The sequence below is a fragment of the Arthrobacter sp. NicSoilB4 genome (assembly GCF_019977335.1).
In the GTDB taxonomy this organism is placed as follows: Bacteria; Actinomycetota; Actinomycetes; order Actinomycetales; family Micrococcaceae; genus Arthrobacter.
Genome location: NZ_AP024653.1, coordinates 240,101 through 257,095, shown reverse-complemented (window position 1 = coordinate 257,095; position 16,995 = coordinate 240,101). Strand labels below are relative to the sequence as shown.

At 66.8% G+C, this 16,995-nt stretch carries 16 protein-coding genes; 7 read left to right on the top strand and 9 right to left on the bottom strand.

Annotated features, from left to right (window positions below; translation table 11 throughout):
* Window positions 1-310: 310 nt before the first annotated feature.
* From LDO13_RS01250 to LDO13_RS01235, 4 genes are all read left to right on the top strand, one after another.
* Complete coding sequence (locus LDO13_RS01250; protein ID WP_224048283.1) at window positions 311-1,114, top strand: DeoR/GlpR family DNA-binding transcription regulator; 804 nt, start codon at window positions 311-313, stop codon at window positions 1,112-1,114.
* Complete coding sequence (locus LDO13_RS01245) at window positions 1,111-2,097, top strand: hexose kinase (RefSeq protein WP_224048282.1); 987 nt, start codon at window positions 1,111-1,113, stop codon at window positions 2,095-2,097. The genes LDO13_RS01250 and LDO13_RS01245 overlap by 4 nt, the downstream gene beginning before the upstream one ends.
* 2 nt (window positions 2,098-2,099) lie before the next feature.
* Entirely contained in the window at window positions 2,100-4,154 is a 2,055-nt protein-coding gene (locus LDO13_RS01240) for a fructose-specific PTS transporter subunit EIIC (RefSeq protein WP_224048281.1), read from the top strand.
* A gap of 89 nt (window positions 4,155-4,243) precedes the next feature.
* Window positions 4,244-4,525, top strand: coding sequence for an HPr family phosphocarrier protein (locus tag LDO13_RS01235; protein ID WP_223983348.1), 282 nt, complete (start codon window positions 4,244-4,246; stop codon window positions 4,523-4,525).
* Between the two features lie 71 nt (window positions 4,526-4,596).
* Here LDO13_RS01235 and LDO13_RS01230 read toward each other — a convergent pair whose 3' ends face one another.
* On the bottom strand, window positions 4,597-5,040 hold the full coding sequence (locus tag LDO13_RS01230; RefSeq protein WP_224048280.1) for an SRPBCC domain-containing protein: 444 nt from the start codon (window positions 5,038-5,040) through the stop codon (window positions 4,597-4,599).
* A gap of 332 nt (window positions 5,041-5,372) precedes the next feature.
* Here LDO13_RS01230 and LDO13_RS01225 point away from each other — a divergent pair, with 332 nt between their 5' ends.
* Window positions 5,373-5,660: a Rho termination factor N-terminal domain-containing protein gene (locus LDO13_RS01225; RefSeq protein ID WP_224048279.1), complete on the top strand. Its 288-nt coding sequence runs from the start codon at window positions 5,373-5,375 to the stop codon at window positions 5,658-5,660.
* 32 nt (window positions 5,661-5,692) lie between these two features.
* Here the strand turns inward: LDO13_RS01225 and LDO13_RS01220 are convergent, their stop codons facing one another.
* Window positions 5,693-6,712 (bottom strand): Ku protein, encoded by a 1,020-nt coding sequence (locus LDO13_RS01220; protein ID WP_224048278.1) that lies wholly within the window; start codon window positions 6,710-6,712, stop codon window positions 5,693-5,695.
* A 124-nt stretch (window positions 6,713-6,836) separates the two neighbouring features.
* On the opposite strand from LDO13_RS01220, the gene LDO13_RS01215 reads away from it, so the two are divergent.
* On the top strand, window positions 6,837-9,272 hold the full coding sequence (locus LDO13_RS01215; RefSeq protein WP_263422177.1) for an ATP-dependent DNA ligase: 2,436 nt from the start codon (window positions 6,837-6,839) through the stop codon (window positions 9,270-9,272).
* Between the two features lie 91 nt (window positions 9,273-9,363).
* Here LDO13_RS01215 and LDO13_RS01210 read toward each other — a convergent pair whose 3' ends face one another.
* Both LDO13_RS01210 and LDO13_RS01205 read right to left on the bottom strand, forming a co-directional pair.
* Window positions 9,364-9,621 carry a hypothetical protein gene (locus tag LDO13_RS01210; RefSeq protein WP_224048276.1) on the bottom strand — a complete coding sequence of 86 codons (258 nt, stop codon included), beginning with the start codon at window positions 9,619-9,621 and terminating at the stop codon, window positions 9,364-9,366.
* A gap of 109 nt (window positions 9,622-9,730) precedes the next feature.
* The gene (locus LDO13_RS01205) at window positions 9,731-9,964 is read right to left on the bottom strand and encodes a hypothetical protein (RefSeq protein WP_224048275.1); all 234 of its coding nucleotides are present in this window, start codon (window positions 9,962-9,964) and stop codon (window positions 9,731-9,733) included.
* A gap of 384 nt (window positions 9,965-10,348) precedes the next feature.
* Here LDO13_RS01205 and LDO13_RS01200 point away from each other — a divergent pair, with 384 nt between their 5' ends.
* Window positions 10,349-11,962 (top strand): MFS transporter, encoded by a 1,614-nt coding sequence (locus LDO13_RS01200; protein WP_224048274.1) that lies wholly within the window; start codon window positions 10,349-10,351, stop codon window positions 11,960-11,962.
* A gap of 147 nt (window positions 11,963-12,109) precedes the next feature.
* Here the strand turns inward: LDO13_RS01200 and LDO13_RS01195 are convergent, their stop codons facing one another.
* From LDO13_RS01195 to LDO13_RS01175, 5 genes are all read right to left on the bottom strand, one after another.
* Window positions 12,110-13,441, bottom strand: a complete 1,332-nt coding sequence (locus LDO13_RS01195) for a permease (RefSeq protein WP_224048273.1) — start codon at window positions 13,439-13,441, stop codon at window positions 12,110-12,112.
* A 91-nt stretch (window positions 13,442-13,532) separates the two neighbouring features.
* Complete coding sequence (locus LDO13_RS01190) at window positions 13,533-14,492, bottom strand: biotin-dependent carboxyltransferase family protein (RefSeq protein WP_224048272.1); 960 nt, start codon at window positions 14,490-14,492, stop codon at window positions 13,533-13,535.
* Window positions 14,482-15,393, bottom strand: coding sequence for an allophanate hydrolase subunit 1 (locus LDO13_RS01185; protein ID WP_224048271.1), 912 nt, complete (start codon window positions 15,391-15,393; stop codon window positions 14,482-14,484). The genes LDO13_RS01190 and LDO13_RS01185 overlap by 11 nt, the downstream gene beginning before the upstream one ends.
* The gene (locus LDO13_RS01180) at window positions 15,390-16,745 is read right to left on the bottom strand and encodes an acetyl-CoA carboxylase biotin carboxylase subunit (protein WP_224048270.1); all 1,356 of its coding nucleotides are present in this window, start codon (window positions 16,743-16,745) and stop codon (window positions 15,390-15,392) included. The genes LDO13_RS01185 and LDO13_RS01180 overlap by 4 nt, the downstream gene beginning before the upstream one ends.
* The gene (locus tag LDO13_RS01175) at window positions 16,742-16,987 is read right to left on the bottom strand and encodes an acetyl-CoA carboxylase (RefSeq protein ID WP_018774875.1); all 246 of its coding nucleotides are present in this window, start codon (window positions 16,985-16,987) and stop codon (window positions 16,742-16,744) included. Before LDO13_RS01175 ends, LDO13_RS01180 begins: the two co-directional genes overlap by 4 nt.
* Between the last annotated feature and the right edge of the window lie 8 nt (window positions 16,988-16,995).

Here is a 16,995-nt window from a genome sequence, read left to right as displayed (position 1 = left end):
AAAATGTCCGCTCCCCGGCGCGAAGACTGGACATGTCCCCCGGATCACCAACTCCAGCCCCGGGCATCCCTGGCCCGCAACCGGCACATGCCCAGCCCGCGGCTTCACGGGTGGACATGGCACCAATATGGCCACTCCCCGGCGAGAAAACTGGACATGTCCCCGGGAGGCGCGGTGACCTTTCTGCGTTCATGTTGTTTTTCATTGACAAAGCCACAGATTCAAAGATAAAGTCAATCAACTCCACCGGCTGTGATGGCTATCACGGAAGTGGCAGGAAGGCCCGCTGTACTGACGCAAGGGAGAGCCAGTGTTCGCCGAAGAACGCCAACAGTTGATCGTTGGGCTCATCACTGCCAGCGGCCGCGCCAGCGTCACCGACCTCGCCGAGCGTTTCAGCATCACCACCGAAACCGTCCGGAGGGACCTTGCCGCCCTCGAAGCCGCCGGCAGTGTGCGCCGGGTCCACGGCGGCGCTGTGTCCCCGGACCGCTTCAGCACGAATGAGGAAAGCATCCTTGTACGGACCGACCAGCGGCAGCCGGAGAAAACCCGGATCGCCGAAGCCGCCCTGGCGCTCATCCCGCAGAACGGCACCGGCAGCATCCTGATCGACGCCGGATCCACCACCGAGTCCCTCGCGGAACTCCTGGCCGCCCGGACTGCGGCAGCCACGACCATTGCAGGGCCGGCCGCGGAACTCGTGGTCATCACCCACTCCCTGCCCATCGCAGCCAGACTGTCCGCCGAACCCGGCATCGCCCTGCATCTCTTGGGCGGCAAGGTCCGCGGGCTGACCCAGGCCGCCGTTGGCCAGTCCACCGTGGAAGCCGCCCGCCGGATCCGCCCGGACATCGCCTTCATCGGCACCAACGGCATCCACGCAGCCTTCGGGCTGAGCACTCCCGATCCTGAAGAAGCCGCTGTCAAGGCTGCCTTCGTCCAATCAGCGCGCCGCATTGTGGTGCTGGCTGATGCCTCCAAGCTGGACGCCGAAACCCTGGTCCAGTTCGCCTCGTTGAAAGATCTGGACACCTTGATCACTGACACGAAACCCAGCCAGGACCTGGCCGATGCACTGGCGGACGCCGGGGTGGAGGTGGTGGTCGCATGATTGTCACGCTGACCGCCAACCCGAGCCTGGACCGCACAGTGGCACTGCCGGGCCCCCTGCTCCGCGGCGAAGTCCAGCGGGCCGTCTCCGTCCGGCAGGAATCGGGAGGCAAGGGAGTCAACGTCTCCCGCGCGCTCGTCGCCTCGGGGCTCAAAACGGTCGCAGTGCTGCCCGGGGCCGAGGCGGACCCCGTCCTCGCAGGCCTGCGGGCAGGCGACGTCCCGTTCGCCGCCCTGCCGATCGGCGAGCCGCTGCGCAGCAATGTGGCGCTCACCGAACCCGGCGGCATCACCACCAAGATCAACGAACCCGGCCCGGTGCTGAGCGCGGACCAGCAGGAAGCCCTGATCGGGCTGCTGCTGGACCGCTCCCGCGGCGCCAGCTGGGTTGTCCTGGCCGGATCGCTCCCACCCGGGGTCCCGGCCGACTTCTACGCCACCGTCACCCGGCGGCTGCGCTCCCTGGATCACGGCGACGAGGCCCCCCTCATCGCCGTCGATTCCTCCGGCGAACCGCTCGCCGCCGCGATCTCCGGCGACGCGCTGGGGAAACCGGATCTCCTCAAACCCAACGCCGAGGAACTGGTGGAACTGGCTGCCGCAGCCGGATTCGCCACGCACAAGTCCGCCGAGGAACTCGAAGCGGATCCGGAGGCTGCCGCGGTGGCCGCCGCCGCCGTCGTGCGTTCCGGGGTGGGTGCCGTGCTGGCAACGCTCGGCTCCAAGGGTGCGGTGCTTGTGACGGCCGACGGCGCGTGGCTGGCCACGCATCCGCCGGTCACAGCAGTGAGCACGGTAGGCGCCGGCGATTCCTCGCTGGCCGGCTATTTGCTCGCCTCCAGCCAGGGCGCCGCCCCGGCCGATTGCCTCCGTCAGGCGGTGGCCCATGGTGCCGCCGCCGCTTCCCTGCCGGGCTCCACAGTCCCGGCAGTCCACCAAACCACCCCCGATGCCGTAACCATCACGGCCCTCCGGAAGGATTGACAGTGACTCAGCTCATTACTACCGACCTGGTCGAGCTCGACCAGAACCTGGGCAGCTCGCCCGAGGACGTGATCCGGCACCTGGCAGGCAGAGTTGCAGCCAACGGACGCGCCACCGAAGTCGAAGGCCTGTTCACCGACGCCTTCGCCCGGGAGTCCAAGACCGCCACCGGCGTCCCCGGCGGGATCGCGATCCCGCACTGCCGCTCGACGGCGGTCACCGAACCGACCCTGGCGATGGCGCGGCTGTCCCAGCCGGTGGATTTCGGCGCCAAGGACGGCCCCGCGGACCTGATCTTCTTCATCGCGGCACCCGAGGGCGCGGACCAGGAGCACCTCAAACTGCTCTCCAAGCTGGCCCGCTCGCTGATCAAAAAGGACTTCACCGCGGCCCTCCGCGCCGCCGGCTCAGAAGCCGAGGTCGTCGAGCTCGTTGAAGGCGCCCTCGCGGACAAGCCCGCCGCGGCAGCCCCGGCGGCCGCCGCCGGCGCCACCGCAGCGGGCGCCACCGCAGAGCCCGAAACAGCCGGGGCGCCCCGGCCCAAGCGACTCGTCGCGGTCACCGCCTGCCCCACCGGCATCGCGCACACGTACATGGCCGCCGACTCACTCGTCGCCGCGGCCAAGGAAGTCGGCGTGGACCTGCAGGTGGAAACCCAGGGGTCCTCCGGCGCCAAAGCCCTTGATCCCGCCGTGATCGCCGCCGCCGATGCAGTGATCTTCGCCGTGGACGTGGACGTGCGCGGCAAGGAGCGTTTCGCCGGCATGCCGGTCATCAACGCCCCGGTCAAGCGCGGCATCGACGAGCCGGACAAGATGGTCGCGGAAGCACTCGCCGCCGCGGACAACCCGCACGCCCGCCGTGTGCCCCACTTCGGCGCCGAAGAACAGGCCGAACACGAGGCCGAGGAAAAGGGCGAGCACATCGGCACGAAGCTGAAGAAGGCGCTCCTTACGGGTGTCAGCTACATGATCCCGTTCGTCGCGGGCGGCGGTCTGCTGATCGCCCTCGGCTTCCTGCTGGGCGGCTACGACATCACCGCCTTCGCGGACAAGATCCTGGCGGACAACAGCCTCTTCAACCTGCCCACCGAATACCCGGAACTCGCCTGGGGCCCGCTGGGCGCCTTCCTGGGTGCCGTGTTCTTCAAGATCGGCGCTCTGTCCCTCGGCTTCCTCGTGCCCGCGCTGGCCGGCTACATCGCCTACGCCATCGCCGACCGGCCGGGCATCGCCCCGGGCTTCGTCTCCGGCGCCGTGGCCGTCTTTATGGGAGCAGGGTTCCTCGGCGGCATCGTCGGCGGCCTGATCGCCGGCTACGTGGCACATTCGATCGGCAAGCTCACCGTTCCCCGCTGGCTGCGCGGCCTGATGCCGGTGGTCATTATCCCGCTCGTGGCGTCCATCGCCGCCTCAGGCCTGCTCTTCGCGTTCCTGGGCAGGTACGTCGCGGCGGTCACCGTCGGGCTCAACGAATTCCTGTCCGGCCTCACCGGTGCCAGCGCCATCGCTCTCGGCGTCATCCTCGGCCTGATGATGTGCTTCGACCTCGGCGGCCCGGTCAACAAGGTCGCCTACGCCTTCGCCGTCGCCGGCCTCGGCGCAGCATCCATCGAAAACCAGGCCCCGTGGCAGATCATGGCAGCCGTTATGGCCTCCGGCATGGTCCCGCCGCTGGCCATGGCACTGGCTGCTACCGTGCTGAACAAGAAGCTCTTCAGCCTCGCGGAACAGGAAAACGGCAAGGCCGCCTGGCTGCTGGGAGCCTCCTTCATCTCCGAAGGCGCCATTCCCTTCGCCGCAGCCGACCCGCTGCGCGTCATCCCCGCCAGCATGCTCGGCGGCGCAGTGACCGGTGCCATCTCGATGGCGGCAGGCGTGGGGTCGAAGGCCCCGCACGGCGGAATCTTCGTCTTCTTCGCGATCGACAACTTCCTGATGTTCGTCGTCGCCATTGCGGCCGGTACCGTCGTGAGTGCCTTCGCAGTGATCGGGCTCAAGCGCTGGGCAGTCAAGAAGCCGGTTGGTACGGTGGAATCGGTTCCCGTCGCCGCCTGAGCCAGTCGTCGCCGACAGTAGTACCAGACGATTTTTCCCAGCAGATTTTCACAGCTGATAAACACCCAAGCTGACATCAAGGAGCAGAAATGACCGAACGTAACGCCACCATTGCCAGCCGCGTCGGGCTGCACGCCCGTCCGGCCGCCATCTTCGCCGAGGCTGCGGGCGAGTTCGACAGCCTCGAGATCACGATTGCCCGCCTGGGTGAGCCGGAGGACGAGGCCATGGACGCGGCCAGCATCCTGTCGCTGATGAGCCTGGGCGCCTCGCACGGCGAGGTTGTGGTGTTGCGTGCCGAGGGTGAAGGCGCCGACGCCGCCCTGGAGCGCCTGGTCCAGATCCTCGAAACGGACCACGACGCCGAGTAGCGGCCACGGCCTGCGGCCGCCGTCCGGTTCAGTCCCTGTCGGGGACGGAACCGGACGGCGGCCGCAGCTGTTTAAGGGCGAGCCTGCGCCCGTTCCGCGATCTGCTTGACGTCGGCCACGAGCCGGTCCCACATGCCCTGGGAATGCTGGGCGGCCTCGGCGCTGGCGTTGTTGACCTGCACGAGCGTGAGCCGCGTCGTCCCGCCCAGGTCCTCGAGGGACCAGGTCACTGTGTGGTAGTTGGCCGCAACGTCCTCGCGGCCGCCAAGGGGGCTGAAATGGGTGTGGACCAGGCGTTGCCCGGGTGCCAACTCGAGGATCTCGCCCTTGTCCTCGTAGTTTTTGCCATCCCACTCGCCGCGCCACACGATGGGCCCGCCCACCGCCCAGTCAGTGACGAGCTCTGTCCCGAACATGAACTCCTTCACAGCCGCCGGGTCAGTGATCACTTGCCAGACCCGGGCCGGCGGAGCATCGATGGTGACGGTCGACGACGCCACATAATCTTCTGCCATGGTTTCCTTTCCTTGCCGGTCGAGCGGGAAGCCCGCCCGGCACCGAGACTACTCCGGGAGCCGGCATACGGACAGGGGAAACTGACAGTCGGCTCCCACCTAGGTTGCGCTAAGCAGACTTAGTACATGCTTGTCACAGCCTTGCTGCGCCGATAGTTTGGAATCCGCGGCAACACTACCGTGGCCTGCCGCTGGAGCATTCCCGGCCAAAGGAGGCAACCCGTGGCAAGCGTGCAGGAAAGCATCGAAACCGGCGAACGGCGGTCCACCGTCGCCGCGGGTGAAGCGGACAATTCCGCCGTCGGGTCCGACACGCAGCTGCCGAGGTGACCATGCCAACGACGAAGAATGCCCCGCGGGGCGCCGGGACCCCCAGCATCAAGGACCCCGAAGTCTACGAAGCGTTGCTGGAGGACGGGGCGTCGAAGCAGAAGGCCGCCCGCATCTCCAATGCCGCGGCCGCCAAGGGCCGGTCGGCCGTGGGCCGCAAGGGCGGGAAAGCCGGTGACTACGAGGACTGGACTGTCCCCCAGCTGAGGCAACGCGCCAAGGAGCTCGGGCTCAAGGGCTACTCGGCGAAGAAGAAAAGCGAGCTCATTGCCGCGCTCAGGAATTCCTGATCCCGGTGGCCGCCGGCCGGACCTCACACCGCTCAGGCCTCTTTCCGAGCGCTCCTCGCGGAAGCCTTCGTGGCCGCAGCCTTCGCGGCAGCAGCCTTCGTGCCCGCAGGTTTTGCCGCAGCGGCGGCCCCGGCCTTGGTGGCCGTCCTGGTGGCGGTTTTGGGCGCGGCCCGGGAGGCCGTCTTCGGAGCAGCCTTGGCCGTGGTCGACTTCGCGGCAGCCCCGGCGGCGGGCTTGGCGGAGTCGTCCCCGGACGCCGACCCTCCCCCTCGTTTCTTCTCCAGGCTGCGCTTGAGTGCCTCCATCAGGTCGATCACCTCGCCGCTCCCGGCCTCTGCCGTGGGGACGCCGAAGGTCTCCTCCGTGTCCAGCGACTCCCCCTTCTCCAGCTTTGCCTCGATGAGCTGGCGCAGCTGCAGCTGGTAGTCATCGGTGAACTGGTCGGGCTCGAAATCCGCTGCCATCGAATCGACCAGCGCGGCGGACATTTCCCGCTCCTGCGCGGAGATCCGAATGGGGGTCTCGAGGGAGGGAAAGCCGGCCTCCCGCACCTCGTCGGCCCAGAGCAACGCCTGCAGCACCAGCACGTCGCCGCGGATCCGCAGGGCCCCCAGCCGGGTCTTATCGCGCAGCGCGAACTGGACGATCGCCACCCGGTCGGTGTCCTCGAGCGCCCGGCGCAACAGGACATAGGCCTTGGGCGACTTGGAGTCCGGCTCGAGGTAGTAGCTCTTCTCGAAGGTCATCGGGTCGAGCTGCTCGGCCGGGACGAACTGCACGACGTCGATCTCGTGGCTGTTCTCGGCCGGGATGGACTTGAGCTCCTCGCGGCTGAGGACCACCGTGCGGCCGTCGTCCTCGTAGGCTTTGTCGATGTCCTCGTAATCCACAATCTTGCTGCAGACCTCGCAGCGGCGCTGGTACCGGATCCGTCCGCCGTCGGCGTTGTGGACCTGGTGGAGGCTGATGTCGTGGTCCTCGGTCGCGCTGTAGACCTTGACGGGCACGTTGACCAGCCCGAACGCTATCGCGCCTTTCCAGATGGCTCTCATGGATCAAGTGAACCTCACAGTTGCGGGGAGGTGAAGCCCCTTGGCTGAATCCACCCCGGCCAACGGCAGGGAGCGTGTCCGGGTTGGCGGCCGCGAACTGGTGGTCACCAACCTCGACAAGGTCATGTATCCGGAGACCGGAACCACCAAGGCCGATGTGCTGGCCTACTATGCCGCGGTGGCGCCCGTGCTGATCCCGGCCGCCGCGAACCGCCCGGCGACCCGGAAACGCTGGGTGCACGGTGTGGGGACCGCCGATGCCCCCGGCGAGATGTTCTTCCAGAAGAACCTGGACCATTCGACGCCGGGATGGGTGCCGCGGGCCTCCATCACCCACAAGGAGAGGACCATCCAGTATCCGCTGGTCAACGACCCTGCCACGCTGGCCTGGCTCGCCCAGATCGCGGCCCTCGAGATCCACGTGCCGCAATGGCGAGTGGATTCCCACGGGAACCGGATGCCGCCGGACCGGCTGGTGCTGGACCTGGATCCCGGCGAGGGTGCCGGGCTGGCCGAGTGCGCTGAGGTCGCGAAGCTCGCCCGCGCCATCCTGCAGGACGTGGGCCTGGATCCTGTGCCCGTGACCAGCGGCAGCAAGGGCATCCACCTGTATGCCGCGCTCGACGGAACGCAGAGCTCCGAGCAGATCTCCGGGTTCGCCCACGAACTGGCCCGCTCGCTGGAAGCCGACCACCCGGAGCTCGCCGTCAGCGACATGAAGAAAACACTGCGCACGGGAAAGGTCCTGGTGGACTGGAGCCAGAACAGCGCGGCCAAGACCACGGTCGTCCCCTATTCACTGCGAGGGCGGCTCCGGCCCACGGTGGCGGCGCCCCGGACCTGGCGTGAACTCAGTTCGCCGTCCCTTCACCAACTCGGCTACCAGGAGGTCCTGAAACGGGTGAAGTCCGGCAAGGATCCTTTCGCCGTCATTTCCGGCAGGGGAAGGCCGGGGGCACGGCCCGACGGACATCCGGCCGAGGCCGGGGAAACAGCCCGCGACGGCGGAGACTACGACCCGCGGCTGGGGGCGTACCGGGCCAAGCGGGACGCAGCCTCGACCCCGGAGCCGTTTACTGCGGAAAGGTCCAGGATGGACGCCGGAGACGGCACGCTCCGGGAGAAGTTCGTCATCCAGGAACACCACGCCAGCCGGCTGCACTTCGACCTCCGGCTGGAGCGCGACGGCGTCCTGGTGTCCTGGGCGCTGCCCAAAGGCGTCCCCACCGACAAGACCAAGAACCACCTCGCGGTCCAGACCGAGGAACATCCGCTGGACTACCTGGACTTCGAAGGCACCATCCCCAAGGGCCAGTACGGCGCCGGGACCATGAGCATCTGGGACAGCGGGTACTACGAGGTCGAGAAGTGGATCGCGGGCAAGGAGGTCATTGCCACCCTCGCCGGACAGGACGACGGCGGCCTGGGCGGCGCCCGCAGGTTCGCGCTGATCCACACCGGCCGGGGCGATGACCAGTGGCTCATCCACCTGATGGACCCGCATGGTGCCGACAAGGGGCCCGGCGCCCCGCCGCAGGAACCGGCGGCGGATCAAGGGCCCGCCGCCGCTCCCCCGGAAAGAGCCCAGCCAGCCGCCCCGGATCTGAAGGACTTCATTCCCATGCTGGCCAGCACCGGAAGTATCGCCGACCTGCCGGAGAAGGAGTGGCAGTTTGAACTCAAGTGGGACGGTGTGCGGGCCCTGATCGTCGGGGAGGAGAAAACGATCCGCCTGATCAGCCGCAACGGCAACGACATGACCGCGTCGTACCCGGAACTGACGGACCGCACCTGCTGGCCGGAGCAGGATTTCATCGCCGACGGCGAGATCATCGCCGTCGGCCCCTCTGGGCGCCCGGACTTCGGGCTGCTGCAGGGGCGGATGAAGCTCACGAAGGCCTCCGACGTGGCGAAGGCGCGGGCGTCGACGCCCGTGCGGCTGATGCTGTTCGACCTCCTGTCCGAGCACGGCAGGGACCTCCGCCGTCGTCCGCTCAGCGATCGCCGGGCCCGGCTGGAAGCGTTCTTCACCGCGTCCGGTTGCCCGGTGGAGCTCTCCGGGGTGATCGACGGCGATATCCGGCACATCCTCGAAAGCGCCGAGGAGCTCGGGCTCGAGGGAGTGATGGCGAAGCGCACGGACGGCCGCTACGTCGGGCAGCGCAGCAGGTCCTGGCTCAAGCTCAAGTTCGAACGCACCCAGGAGGTGGTGGTGGGCGGCTGGCGGCCGGGCAAGGGCGAGCGCGGGCAGTCCGTGGGCTCGCTCCTGCTCGGGATCCCGGACGGTTCCCGGCTCCGCTACGTCGGCCGCGTCGGCAGCGGCTTCAGCACCCGCGAGCTGCAGGAACTCCGCCAGCAGCTCGACACCCTCCCGCGGAAGACCTCGCCGTTCGAGGAAGTGCCGGCGGCGGACGCCTCGGACGCGCACTGGGTGAGCCCCCGGCTCGTCGGGGAGGTCACCTACGGGGAATGGACCGGCAGCGGCAAGCTCCGGCACCCGGTCTGGCGCGGCTGGCGGCTGGATAAAACGCCGAAGGACGTGGTGGTGGAGGACGGCTGATGGCAGCGAAAAGCCCGGGGCAACCCTCCGGGGCCGTCCCGGGCTGCTGATGCCGGGCTGTTGCCGCCGGCGCTGGAGCGCCAGCGGGGGGTCAGGACGAGTGCGGGGTGTCCGGCGGGGTGATCCGGTGGACCGCGTTAACCGCGGCCCCCTGCGCCAGGCGCCCATGCTTGACGTCGTGTTCCTTGGGGTGGCGGTGCTTGCCGTTGCCGTCCGGCCACTGTTTCCCTTCGGCTGCGGAAGGCGGGGCGGGGCGTTTCGTTTCCGGACCGGGCGCCTCATCCATGGACTCCGCCAGGTGACTGGCAACCTCGGGTTTGATGTCGTCTCCGAACTGGTGTTCCGCCATTGCTCTTCCTTCCGCTGTCGAATCGGGCTGTCGAATTACGCCGTCGAAATTAGCTGTGAAATGAAGTGTCCAACCATCGTAGGTCGGGTGGCTTGCGATGTCTGTAGGGCTACCAGCGGACTTTCTTTTCCGTCGGTCCCTGCTTGCCGCTGACGTGCGTGGGCTTGTGGCTGTGGCCCACGCTTTGTGAGCCGGCGCCACCCCGCGACTTGCTGGCGAGCATCTCTTTCTGGGCGTCGGTGAGGCGCGACTTAATGCCTTTGTCCTGTGCCGGCTTCGCCTGGGACTTTCCGTCCACTTCGGCTCCGCTGTTGCTGCTCTTCTTGGTGTCTTTGTCAGTCATGGACTGTTCTCCTTGTGCGGCTTTTTTGATCAGTGCTGACTCCAACCCTAAGCGCATTCCTGCTCCCGCGGGTACCCCCTTTTCGCGGTGCAACGGGCCGCCCGGCGGGCTTCCCGGAGGCCCGATTCGGGCCGAAAAACCGGCTCCAGACCGCCGTATGGGGAAAAACTTTGCGCGGGCCCCGGTGCGGGCCGGGGATTCCCAGCATTGGCGCGGTGAAACAGCGGAAAAGAAATCCGCCAATTAGCCCCTTCCCGGGGCCGAAACACCGGATCATACGGCACCAAACTCGGAAACACCATAGAAATCACGTAAAATTGAAAGCCTGCCCAGAGCGGGGCAGCTACAAGTCGCAAGCAAATGACCTCCTTAGGAGCGGCCCAAATGCCCAAAGACCGAAGCACGACCGACTCTTCAGCAGGCGTGATGAACGCCAGCGGAACCTACCAAGCTGCACCCACGGGTGTAAAGAAACCAAGGCTGCGGACGCGGCGTCGACTCAAAGAGTCCGACGTCAACGTCGTCAACAAGCCGATGCTCAAGAAAGCACTCGGCGGCACCATCGTGGGTAACACCATGGAGTGGTACGACGTCGGCGTGTTCGGCTACCTGATCACCACCATGGGACCGGTGTTCCTGCCCGAGGCGGACAAGAGCGTCCAGACGCTGTTCCTGCTGGGCACCTTCGCCGCAACCTTCATTGCCCGCCCCCTCGGCGGAGTCATCTTCGGCTGGCTCGGCGACAAGGTGGGCCGCCAGAAGGTCCTCGCGTGGACCCTGATGCTGATGGCTGCGAGCACCTTCGCCGTCGGCCTCCTGCCCGGCTACGCGCAGATCGGCATGTGGGCTGCTGCCCTGCTGGTCCTGCTCAAGCTCGTCCAGGGCTTCTCCACCGGCGGCGAGTACGCCGGTGCCACCACCTTCGTGAGCGAATACTCCCCGGACAAGCGCCGCGGCTTCTTCGCCAGCTTCCTGGACATGGGCAGCTACCTCGGCTTCGCCCTCGGCGCCGCCCTCGTCTCCGGCCTGCAGCTGACCCTGGGCCAGGGCGCCATGGAGGAGTGGGGCTGGCGGATCCCGTTCCTCATTGCCGGCCCGCTGGGCCTGATCGCGATCTACTTCCGGAACAAGATCGAGGAATCCCCCCAGTTCCAGGCCACCCTGGACGCCCAGGAAAACGTCGCCAAGGACGCTGCTTCCTCTGACGCCGCCGCCTCCAAGGGCCCGGTGGGCATTGTTAAGGCCTACTGGCGTTCACTCATTGTGGCCATGATCCTGGTGGCTGCCGCGAACACCGCAGGCTACGCCCTGACGTCCTACATGCCGACGTACCTCACCGAGTCCAAGGGCTACGATCCCGTGCACGGCACCCTGCTGACCATCCCCGTGCTGGTCATCATGAGCCTCTGCATTCCGCTGACCGGAAAGCTGTCTGACCGGATCGGCCGCCGCCCCGTGCTGTGGATCGGTGCGCTCAGCACCGTGGTCCTGGCCGCCCCGGCCTTCCTGCTGATCGGCGTCGGAGAAATCTGGTCCACCCTCCTGGGCCTGGGCATGATCGCCTTCCCGGTGACGTTCTACGTGGCCAACCTGGCCTCGGCCCTGCCGGCGCAGTTCCCGACGGCGAGCCGTTACGGCGCCATGGGCATCGCGTACAACTTCTCCGTGGCCATCTTCGGCGGCACCACCCCGTTCATCGTCGCCGCCCTCATCGGCGCCACCGGTGATGACATGATGCCGGCGTACTACCTGATGGCTACTTCCGCCATCGGTGCCATCGCGATCTACTTCCTCAAGGAATCAGCCCAGCGGCCCCTGCCGGGTTCCATGCCCAGCGTGGACACCCAGGCCGAGGCCAGGGAGATCGTTGCGACCCAGGACGAGAACCCGCTGATCGACCTCGTCGAAATGGACATGCCATTCACCACCGCGGCGGCAGATTCGACTGCCGGTCCGACGGCGGCGCGTGACACCGAAAAGGTTCCGGCCAAGGCCTGAGCTTGCCCCCTCTGGCAGCACGGCCGGGTTCATCCTGAGCCCGGACGGCTAAACCAGGACCTGTAGTCAAGTCCCGCCCATTGAGGCCTGCCTTGCGTGATTTACCCGTTGGGGGAACCACGCAAGGCAGGCCTTAGGCGTGTCCGGCTATTGCGGCTCGGCAGCAAGGAGCTCAGCGTGCTCCGCCGGCGTCAGGTCCTTCTGCCCGTCCATGACCGGCGGCGGGGAGAGCTTGTACGCGGCGTAGTACAGGCCGGCGGCAAGCGCCATCGTGATCAGCGGGGTGAGCTGCGAAACCACAGGCAGCGCCGTTTGCTCGGTCAAAAGGATGCCGGTCGCGGAGGCTATCACCCAGGCGATGGCCCCGGCGGTGACCGGCTTCAGCCGTCCCGGCCGGACTTCGGGCAGGTACCGGTCCTCTTTCCAGTTGATGGCGATGTACGTTAGCGCAATCGCCACCCAGGCCGTGACGAAGACACCCTGCCAGGCGAGCGCCTTCAGCAGGTAGCTCAGCACATCCGTGAGCATCAGCAGGTAGGCCAGCACGCCAGAGACGATTACCCAGACATACCGTGGGAGGTTCAGGCCAAACGCGCGGTGGGCGAACGCCGACAGGTTCGTCGAGGCGAGGAAGTAGTTGGCCGTGTTGATGCGGGTCTGCGAGATGAAGATGACCAGCAAGCCCCAGATTCCCAGCGACGAAATGAACGCTGTGACCACCCCTGTTTCGGAGGCCTCCAGGCCCCAGGCGCTCATGATGTAGATGCCGACCAGTCCGTTCAGGCCGAACGTGAAGGCATAGAACACCCAGCCGAAAGTGACGCTGCCCAGGAATCTCCGGTCCTCACGCTTGCCCATCCGGGCGTAATCGAACGTGTACATCATCATGATGTAGACACCCATGTAGATCAGGTAGGAGGTCAGCCAGCCGGGCAGCGCGGAGCTGGCCGCGGCCTCGCCGATCCAGTTGGTGGGCACGCCGCGGATGACCGTCGCGGCGATGACCACGGCGATGAGCCCCGCGAAATAGAACGGCAGCAGGAACCCGTTGAGCCGGTCCAGCCAGTGCTGGACACCGCCGACCGCGAGGGGAACGGCGTAGATCACCACAGCGGCGTACCAGATCAGGATGTCACCGCCAAAATACTCGTGGAACGCGACGGCGATGATGGAGCCTTCGAAGACGGCGTAGTAGATCGCCGTGGCCGCGAAGATCAGTGAAGCGAGCGCGGAACCCAGCAGCCCGAACAGGGTGCGGGAGAAGACACTGACTGTCAGTCCCGTCCGGGCGGCGTAGCGCGACAGGACCAGGTTGATGATCCCGTAGGTGGCGATGGTGAGGACCATGCCGATGATGGTGTTCGGTACCCCCACGGCACCGGCCGAGGCGACGGCCACGTAGATCCAGAACATGGCCGAGAACAGGGCCCACCAGGCCATGGTCAGCGACCATTTGCCGACCCGCTGATCCGCGGGCATTACTAGATTTGAGTACGACAAAGCGACACCTCTGGTGTTGTAGGAATGCATTTATGGAGCCAGTGGCGGGCGCCACGGGGCTATTTGTTGGTTACCCCCAGATGGAGCGGCGGCGGGCTTTGCCTTCCGCCCGCGCCGCGACGGCTTCCTCCATGGTCACGGCGACAAACCGCGTTTTGGTGCCGGGAGCGCTGCGGGCAAGCTGGTCCATATCAGCGCTGATCACGGTTGCGACCATGGCGTACCCGCCCCCGGACACGGCGTCGCGGTGCAGGACGATCGGTTCGTTGCCACCGGGGATCTGGATGGAGCCCACCGCATATCCGGCGTCGACAATATTGGACGGATCGGAACCGGCGCCGAAGGGCTGCTCCCGCTCCTCCCATTCGACAGCCGGTCCGCTGTAGCGCAGGCCGGTCCGGTCGGCCACCGGGGTGAGCGTCCAGGTCGAGTCCAGCAGGGTCGCCAGACCGGACTTGGTCAGCCGGTGGTCGTAAAGGCCAAGAAGGACCCTGATCTCCGTTTCGGCAGGAAACTCCGGCCGAAGTTCCGGAGCGATTCCGGCGAGGACTTCCCCGGACGCCGTGTCGCCGACCGGGACCTCGTCCCCCGCGGCGAGCTTGCGCCCCTGAAAGCCGCCCAGGGCGCCAAGGGCGTAGGTGGAGCGGCTGCCGAGCACCAGGGGCACGTCGATGCCGCCGCGGACAGCCACGTAATAGCGTGTGCCGCCCTGGAGGAAGCCGAACGAGACCTCGTCTCCGGCGGCCAGTTCGATTGCTTCCCACTGCGGGGCTGCGGCCCCGTTGACTTTCACGTCCACAGGGGCGCCTCCGACGGCGATCACCGCGGGGGCGGAGGTGCGGAATTTCGGGCCCAGGTACGTGCATTCCAGTACCGCTTCCTCGGCACTGTTGCCCACCAGGGCATTCGCGATCTCCGCGGAGAGCTGGTCCATGGAGCCGCCTTGCGGGATTCCCACGTTGTAGTGGCCGAATCTTCCCCGGTCCTGGACCGTCGTTGACAGGCCGGGTTCCAAGATCTCAAGAGTCATTGAGGTTCTCCAATAGCTTGGTGTTGTAGCTCTCCGGATCGCCGAGGGCCTCGGCCAGGTCGAAGGTGACCGGCACCTGCTTGTAGACGAAGGTGCCTGCTTCCACCTGATCCTTGATGCTCTTGTATTCGTCCTCGATCACCGGCCGGAACTTGACGATGTCGCCAGGTTTGAAGAAGACCATGAAGTCCTTGAAGTCGGCCAGGGACTGCGCGGGGTCGAAGATCGGAGCCGCCGCGATGCCGAACATCTGGTAGCCGCCGGCGCCGCGGACGGAATAGATGCAGGCGAAGCAGCCGCCGTGACCGACGGTGAGGGGCGGCGTGTCCGTTCGTGGGCTGAGGTACTTGGGCACTTCCAGCTGCTGCTCCCTGGGCACCATCTGGAACATAAACGGCAGGCCGGCGACAAACCCGACCATGGAGACCAGCCAGGGGCTGCTGTGGTGGCGCCTGATGAACTCGGCGGAATCGGAGAGGTTGTTGACCTCGGCCGCGAAATCCAGGTCCGTGCCCTCGGGCCGCTGGTGGCCGCTGCGGAAGCGGGCGCCGGTTTCCCTCGTAAACGGGTCGTCGTACCAGACAGGCACTTCGATCAGCCGGGTGTTCAGCACCGGGTGGGCGGTGTTGTCCACTTCGACTTCGATCTCCCGCATGGCCGCTTCCAGTTCCGCCGCGTCGAGCAGGTCGGGGTCGAAACGGACCAGCAGGGACGCGTTGGCGGGGCAGATTTCAGTCACGCCGGCGAGCGCCCGGGCGCCGAGCCTGGTTGCCATCGAGTTGGATTTGAAGTTCGCCGCGAGGCTCATCGCCTCGGAGATTTCGACGAAGAGGAACTCGTCGCCGCCCCAGGTGTAGCGGGCCGTGCCTTTGAGCGAGCCGGCGCCCAGCGTGTCACTCATGACAGGCCCCCCAGGATCTCCGGGGTGGTTTCGATGAACTTGGTGTGGTGCTCCACCGACTTCAGTTCCGGCCGGTGCAACACGGCACTGAGCAGCGGAATGGTGGTTGATACGCCTTCGATCGTGATCTCGTCGAGGGCGCGGATGGACCGGCCGATGGCCTCGTCACGGGTTTCGTCCCAGACGATGATCTTCGCCAAGAGCGAGTCGTAGAACGGCATCACCGTGGACCCGGCGACGAAGCCGGAGTCGATGCGGACGCCGGGCCCGCCCGGCCAGTCGAGGCGCTCCAGGAGCCCGGGGCTGGGCATAAAGCCTTTGGACGGGTCCTCCGCGTTGAGCCGGAATTCGAAGGCGTGGCCGCGGAAGACGACGTCTTCCTGCCGCATCCGCAGTGGCTCCCCGGCGGCGATCAGCAGCTGCTCCCGGATCAGGTCAAGGCCGGTGACCATTTCCGTGACGGGGTGTTCCACCTGGAGACGGGTGTTCATCTCGATGAAGGAAACTTCGTGGTTGACGGCGTCGTACAGGAACTCGACCGTGCCCAGACCCTTGTAATGGCACTGCCGGGCGAGCTCCACCGAGGATTCCAGCATGTGCCGGCGGACGTCGTCCGGCAGGTCAGGGGCGGGCGCCTCCTCCAGGATTTTCTGCTGCCGCCGCTGCATCGAGCAGTCCCTGTCCCCGAGATGGACCACGTTGGTGCCGTCGCCGAGGATCTGGACCTCGACGTGCCGGGCGCGTTCCACGAACTTCTCCAGGTACACGGCGGCGCTGCCGAACGCGGCGGCCGCTTCGGCCTGGGCCACTTCGACGGTCGAGGCCAGGTCTTCGGCACGCGTCACGAGCCGGATCCCGCGCCCGCCGCCGCCTGCCGCCGCCTTGACCACGAGGGGGTAGCCGATCTCGGCTGCGATCTCCAGCAGGGCATCGCCGGTGGGGGCCTCGCCGTGTGTTCCGCGCAAGGTGGGAACCCCCGCCGCCTCGGCCGCCTGCCGGGCCCGCGCCTTGTCGCCCATCAGTTCGATGGCTTCCGGGGACGGACCCACCCAAATGAGCCCCGCCTCCACGACGGCCCGGGCAAACGCGGCGTTCTCGGACAGGAACCCGTAGCCGGGGTGCACGGCGTCGCAGCCGAAGTCTGCCGCCGCCTTGAGGACGGCGCCGTGATCCAGGTAGCTCTGGCTGGCGGGGGCCGGTCCAATGACCGCGTATTCATCCGCCAGGCGGGCCGCCAGCCCGTCGACGTCGGGTTCGCTGGCCACCACCACCGTGGGGATCCCCAGTTCACGGGCTGTGCGGATAATCCGTACTGCGATCTCCCCCCGGTTGGCTATGAGCAGTTTCTTCATGGTTTTTCCTCTATCACTGCAATCACGTCACCCGGATTGACGGTGCCGGAATCCGACACCTCAAACTTGACCAGGTTTCCGGCAACTTCTGTCTTGACCTCGCTGAACTGCTTCATGATTTCGACGACGCCGATCGTCTGGCCCGCCTCGACGTCGTCGCCTTCCTGCACATAGGGATCCTTGTCCGGGCCGGGCTTGCGGTAGAACACTCCGGGAAGCGGCGAGGTGACTTGGTGTGACATGGTGTGCC

Coding starts and splice junctions, on each gene's coding strand:
- LDO13_RS01245 (WP_224048282.1), top strand. CDS start 1,111: ATGATTGTCACGCTGACCGCCAACCCGAGCCTGGACCGCACAGTGGCA.
- LDO13_RS01235 (WP_223983348.1), top strand. CDS start 4,244: ATGACCGAACGTAACGCCACCATTGCCAGCCGCGTCGGGCTGCACGCC.
- LDO13_RS01230 (WP_224048280.1), bottom strand. CDS start 5,040: ATGGCAGAAGATTATGTGGCGTCGTCGACCGTCACCATCGATGCTCCG.
- LDO13_RS01225 (WP_224048279.1), top strand. CDS start 5,373: ATGCCAACGACGAAGAATGCCCCGCGGGGCGCCGGGACCCCCAGCATC.
- LDO13_RS01220 (WP_224048278.1), bottom strand. CDS start 6,712: ATGAGAGCCATCTGGAAAGGCGCGATAGCGTTCGGGCTGGTCAACGTG.
- LDO13_RS01215 (WP_263422177.1), top strand. CDS start 6,837: ATGTATCCGGAGACCGGAACCACCAAGGCCGATGTGCTGGCCTACTAT.
- LDO13_RS01210 (WP_224048276.1), bottom strand. CDS start 9,621: ATGGCGGAACACCAGTTCGGAGACGACATCAAACCCGAGGTTGCCAGT.
- LDO13_RS01205 (WP_224048275.1), bottom strand. CDS start 9,964: ATGACTGACAAAGACACCAAGAAGAGCAGCAACAGCGGAGCCGAAGTG.
- LDO13_RS01200 (WP_224048274.1), top strand. CDS start 10,349: ATGCCCAAAGACCGAAGCACGACCGACTCTTCAGCAGGCGTGATGAAC.
- LDO13_RS01195 (WP_224048273.1), bottom strand. CDS start 13,441: ATGCCCGCGGATCAGCGGGTCGGCAAATGGTCGCTGACCATGGCCTGG.
- LDO13_RS01190 (WP_224048272.1), bottom strand. CDS start 14,492: ATGACTCTTGAGATCTTGGAACCCGGCCTGTCAACGACGGTCCAGGAC.
- LDO13_RS01185 (WP_224048271.1), bottom strand. CDS start 15,393: ATGAGTGACACGCTGGGCGCCGGCTCGCTCAAAGGCACGGCCCGCTAC.
- LDO13_RS01180 (WP_224048270.1), bottom strand. CDS start 16,745: ATGAAGAAACTGCTCATAGCCAACCGGGGGGAGATCGCAGTACGGATT.
- LDO13_RS01175 (WP_018774875.1), bottom strand. CDS start 16,987: ATGTCACACCAAGTCACCTCGCCGCTTCCCGGAGTGTTCTACCGCAAG.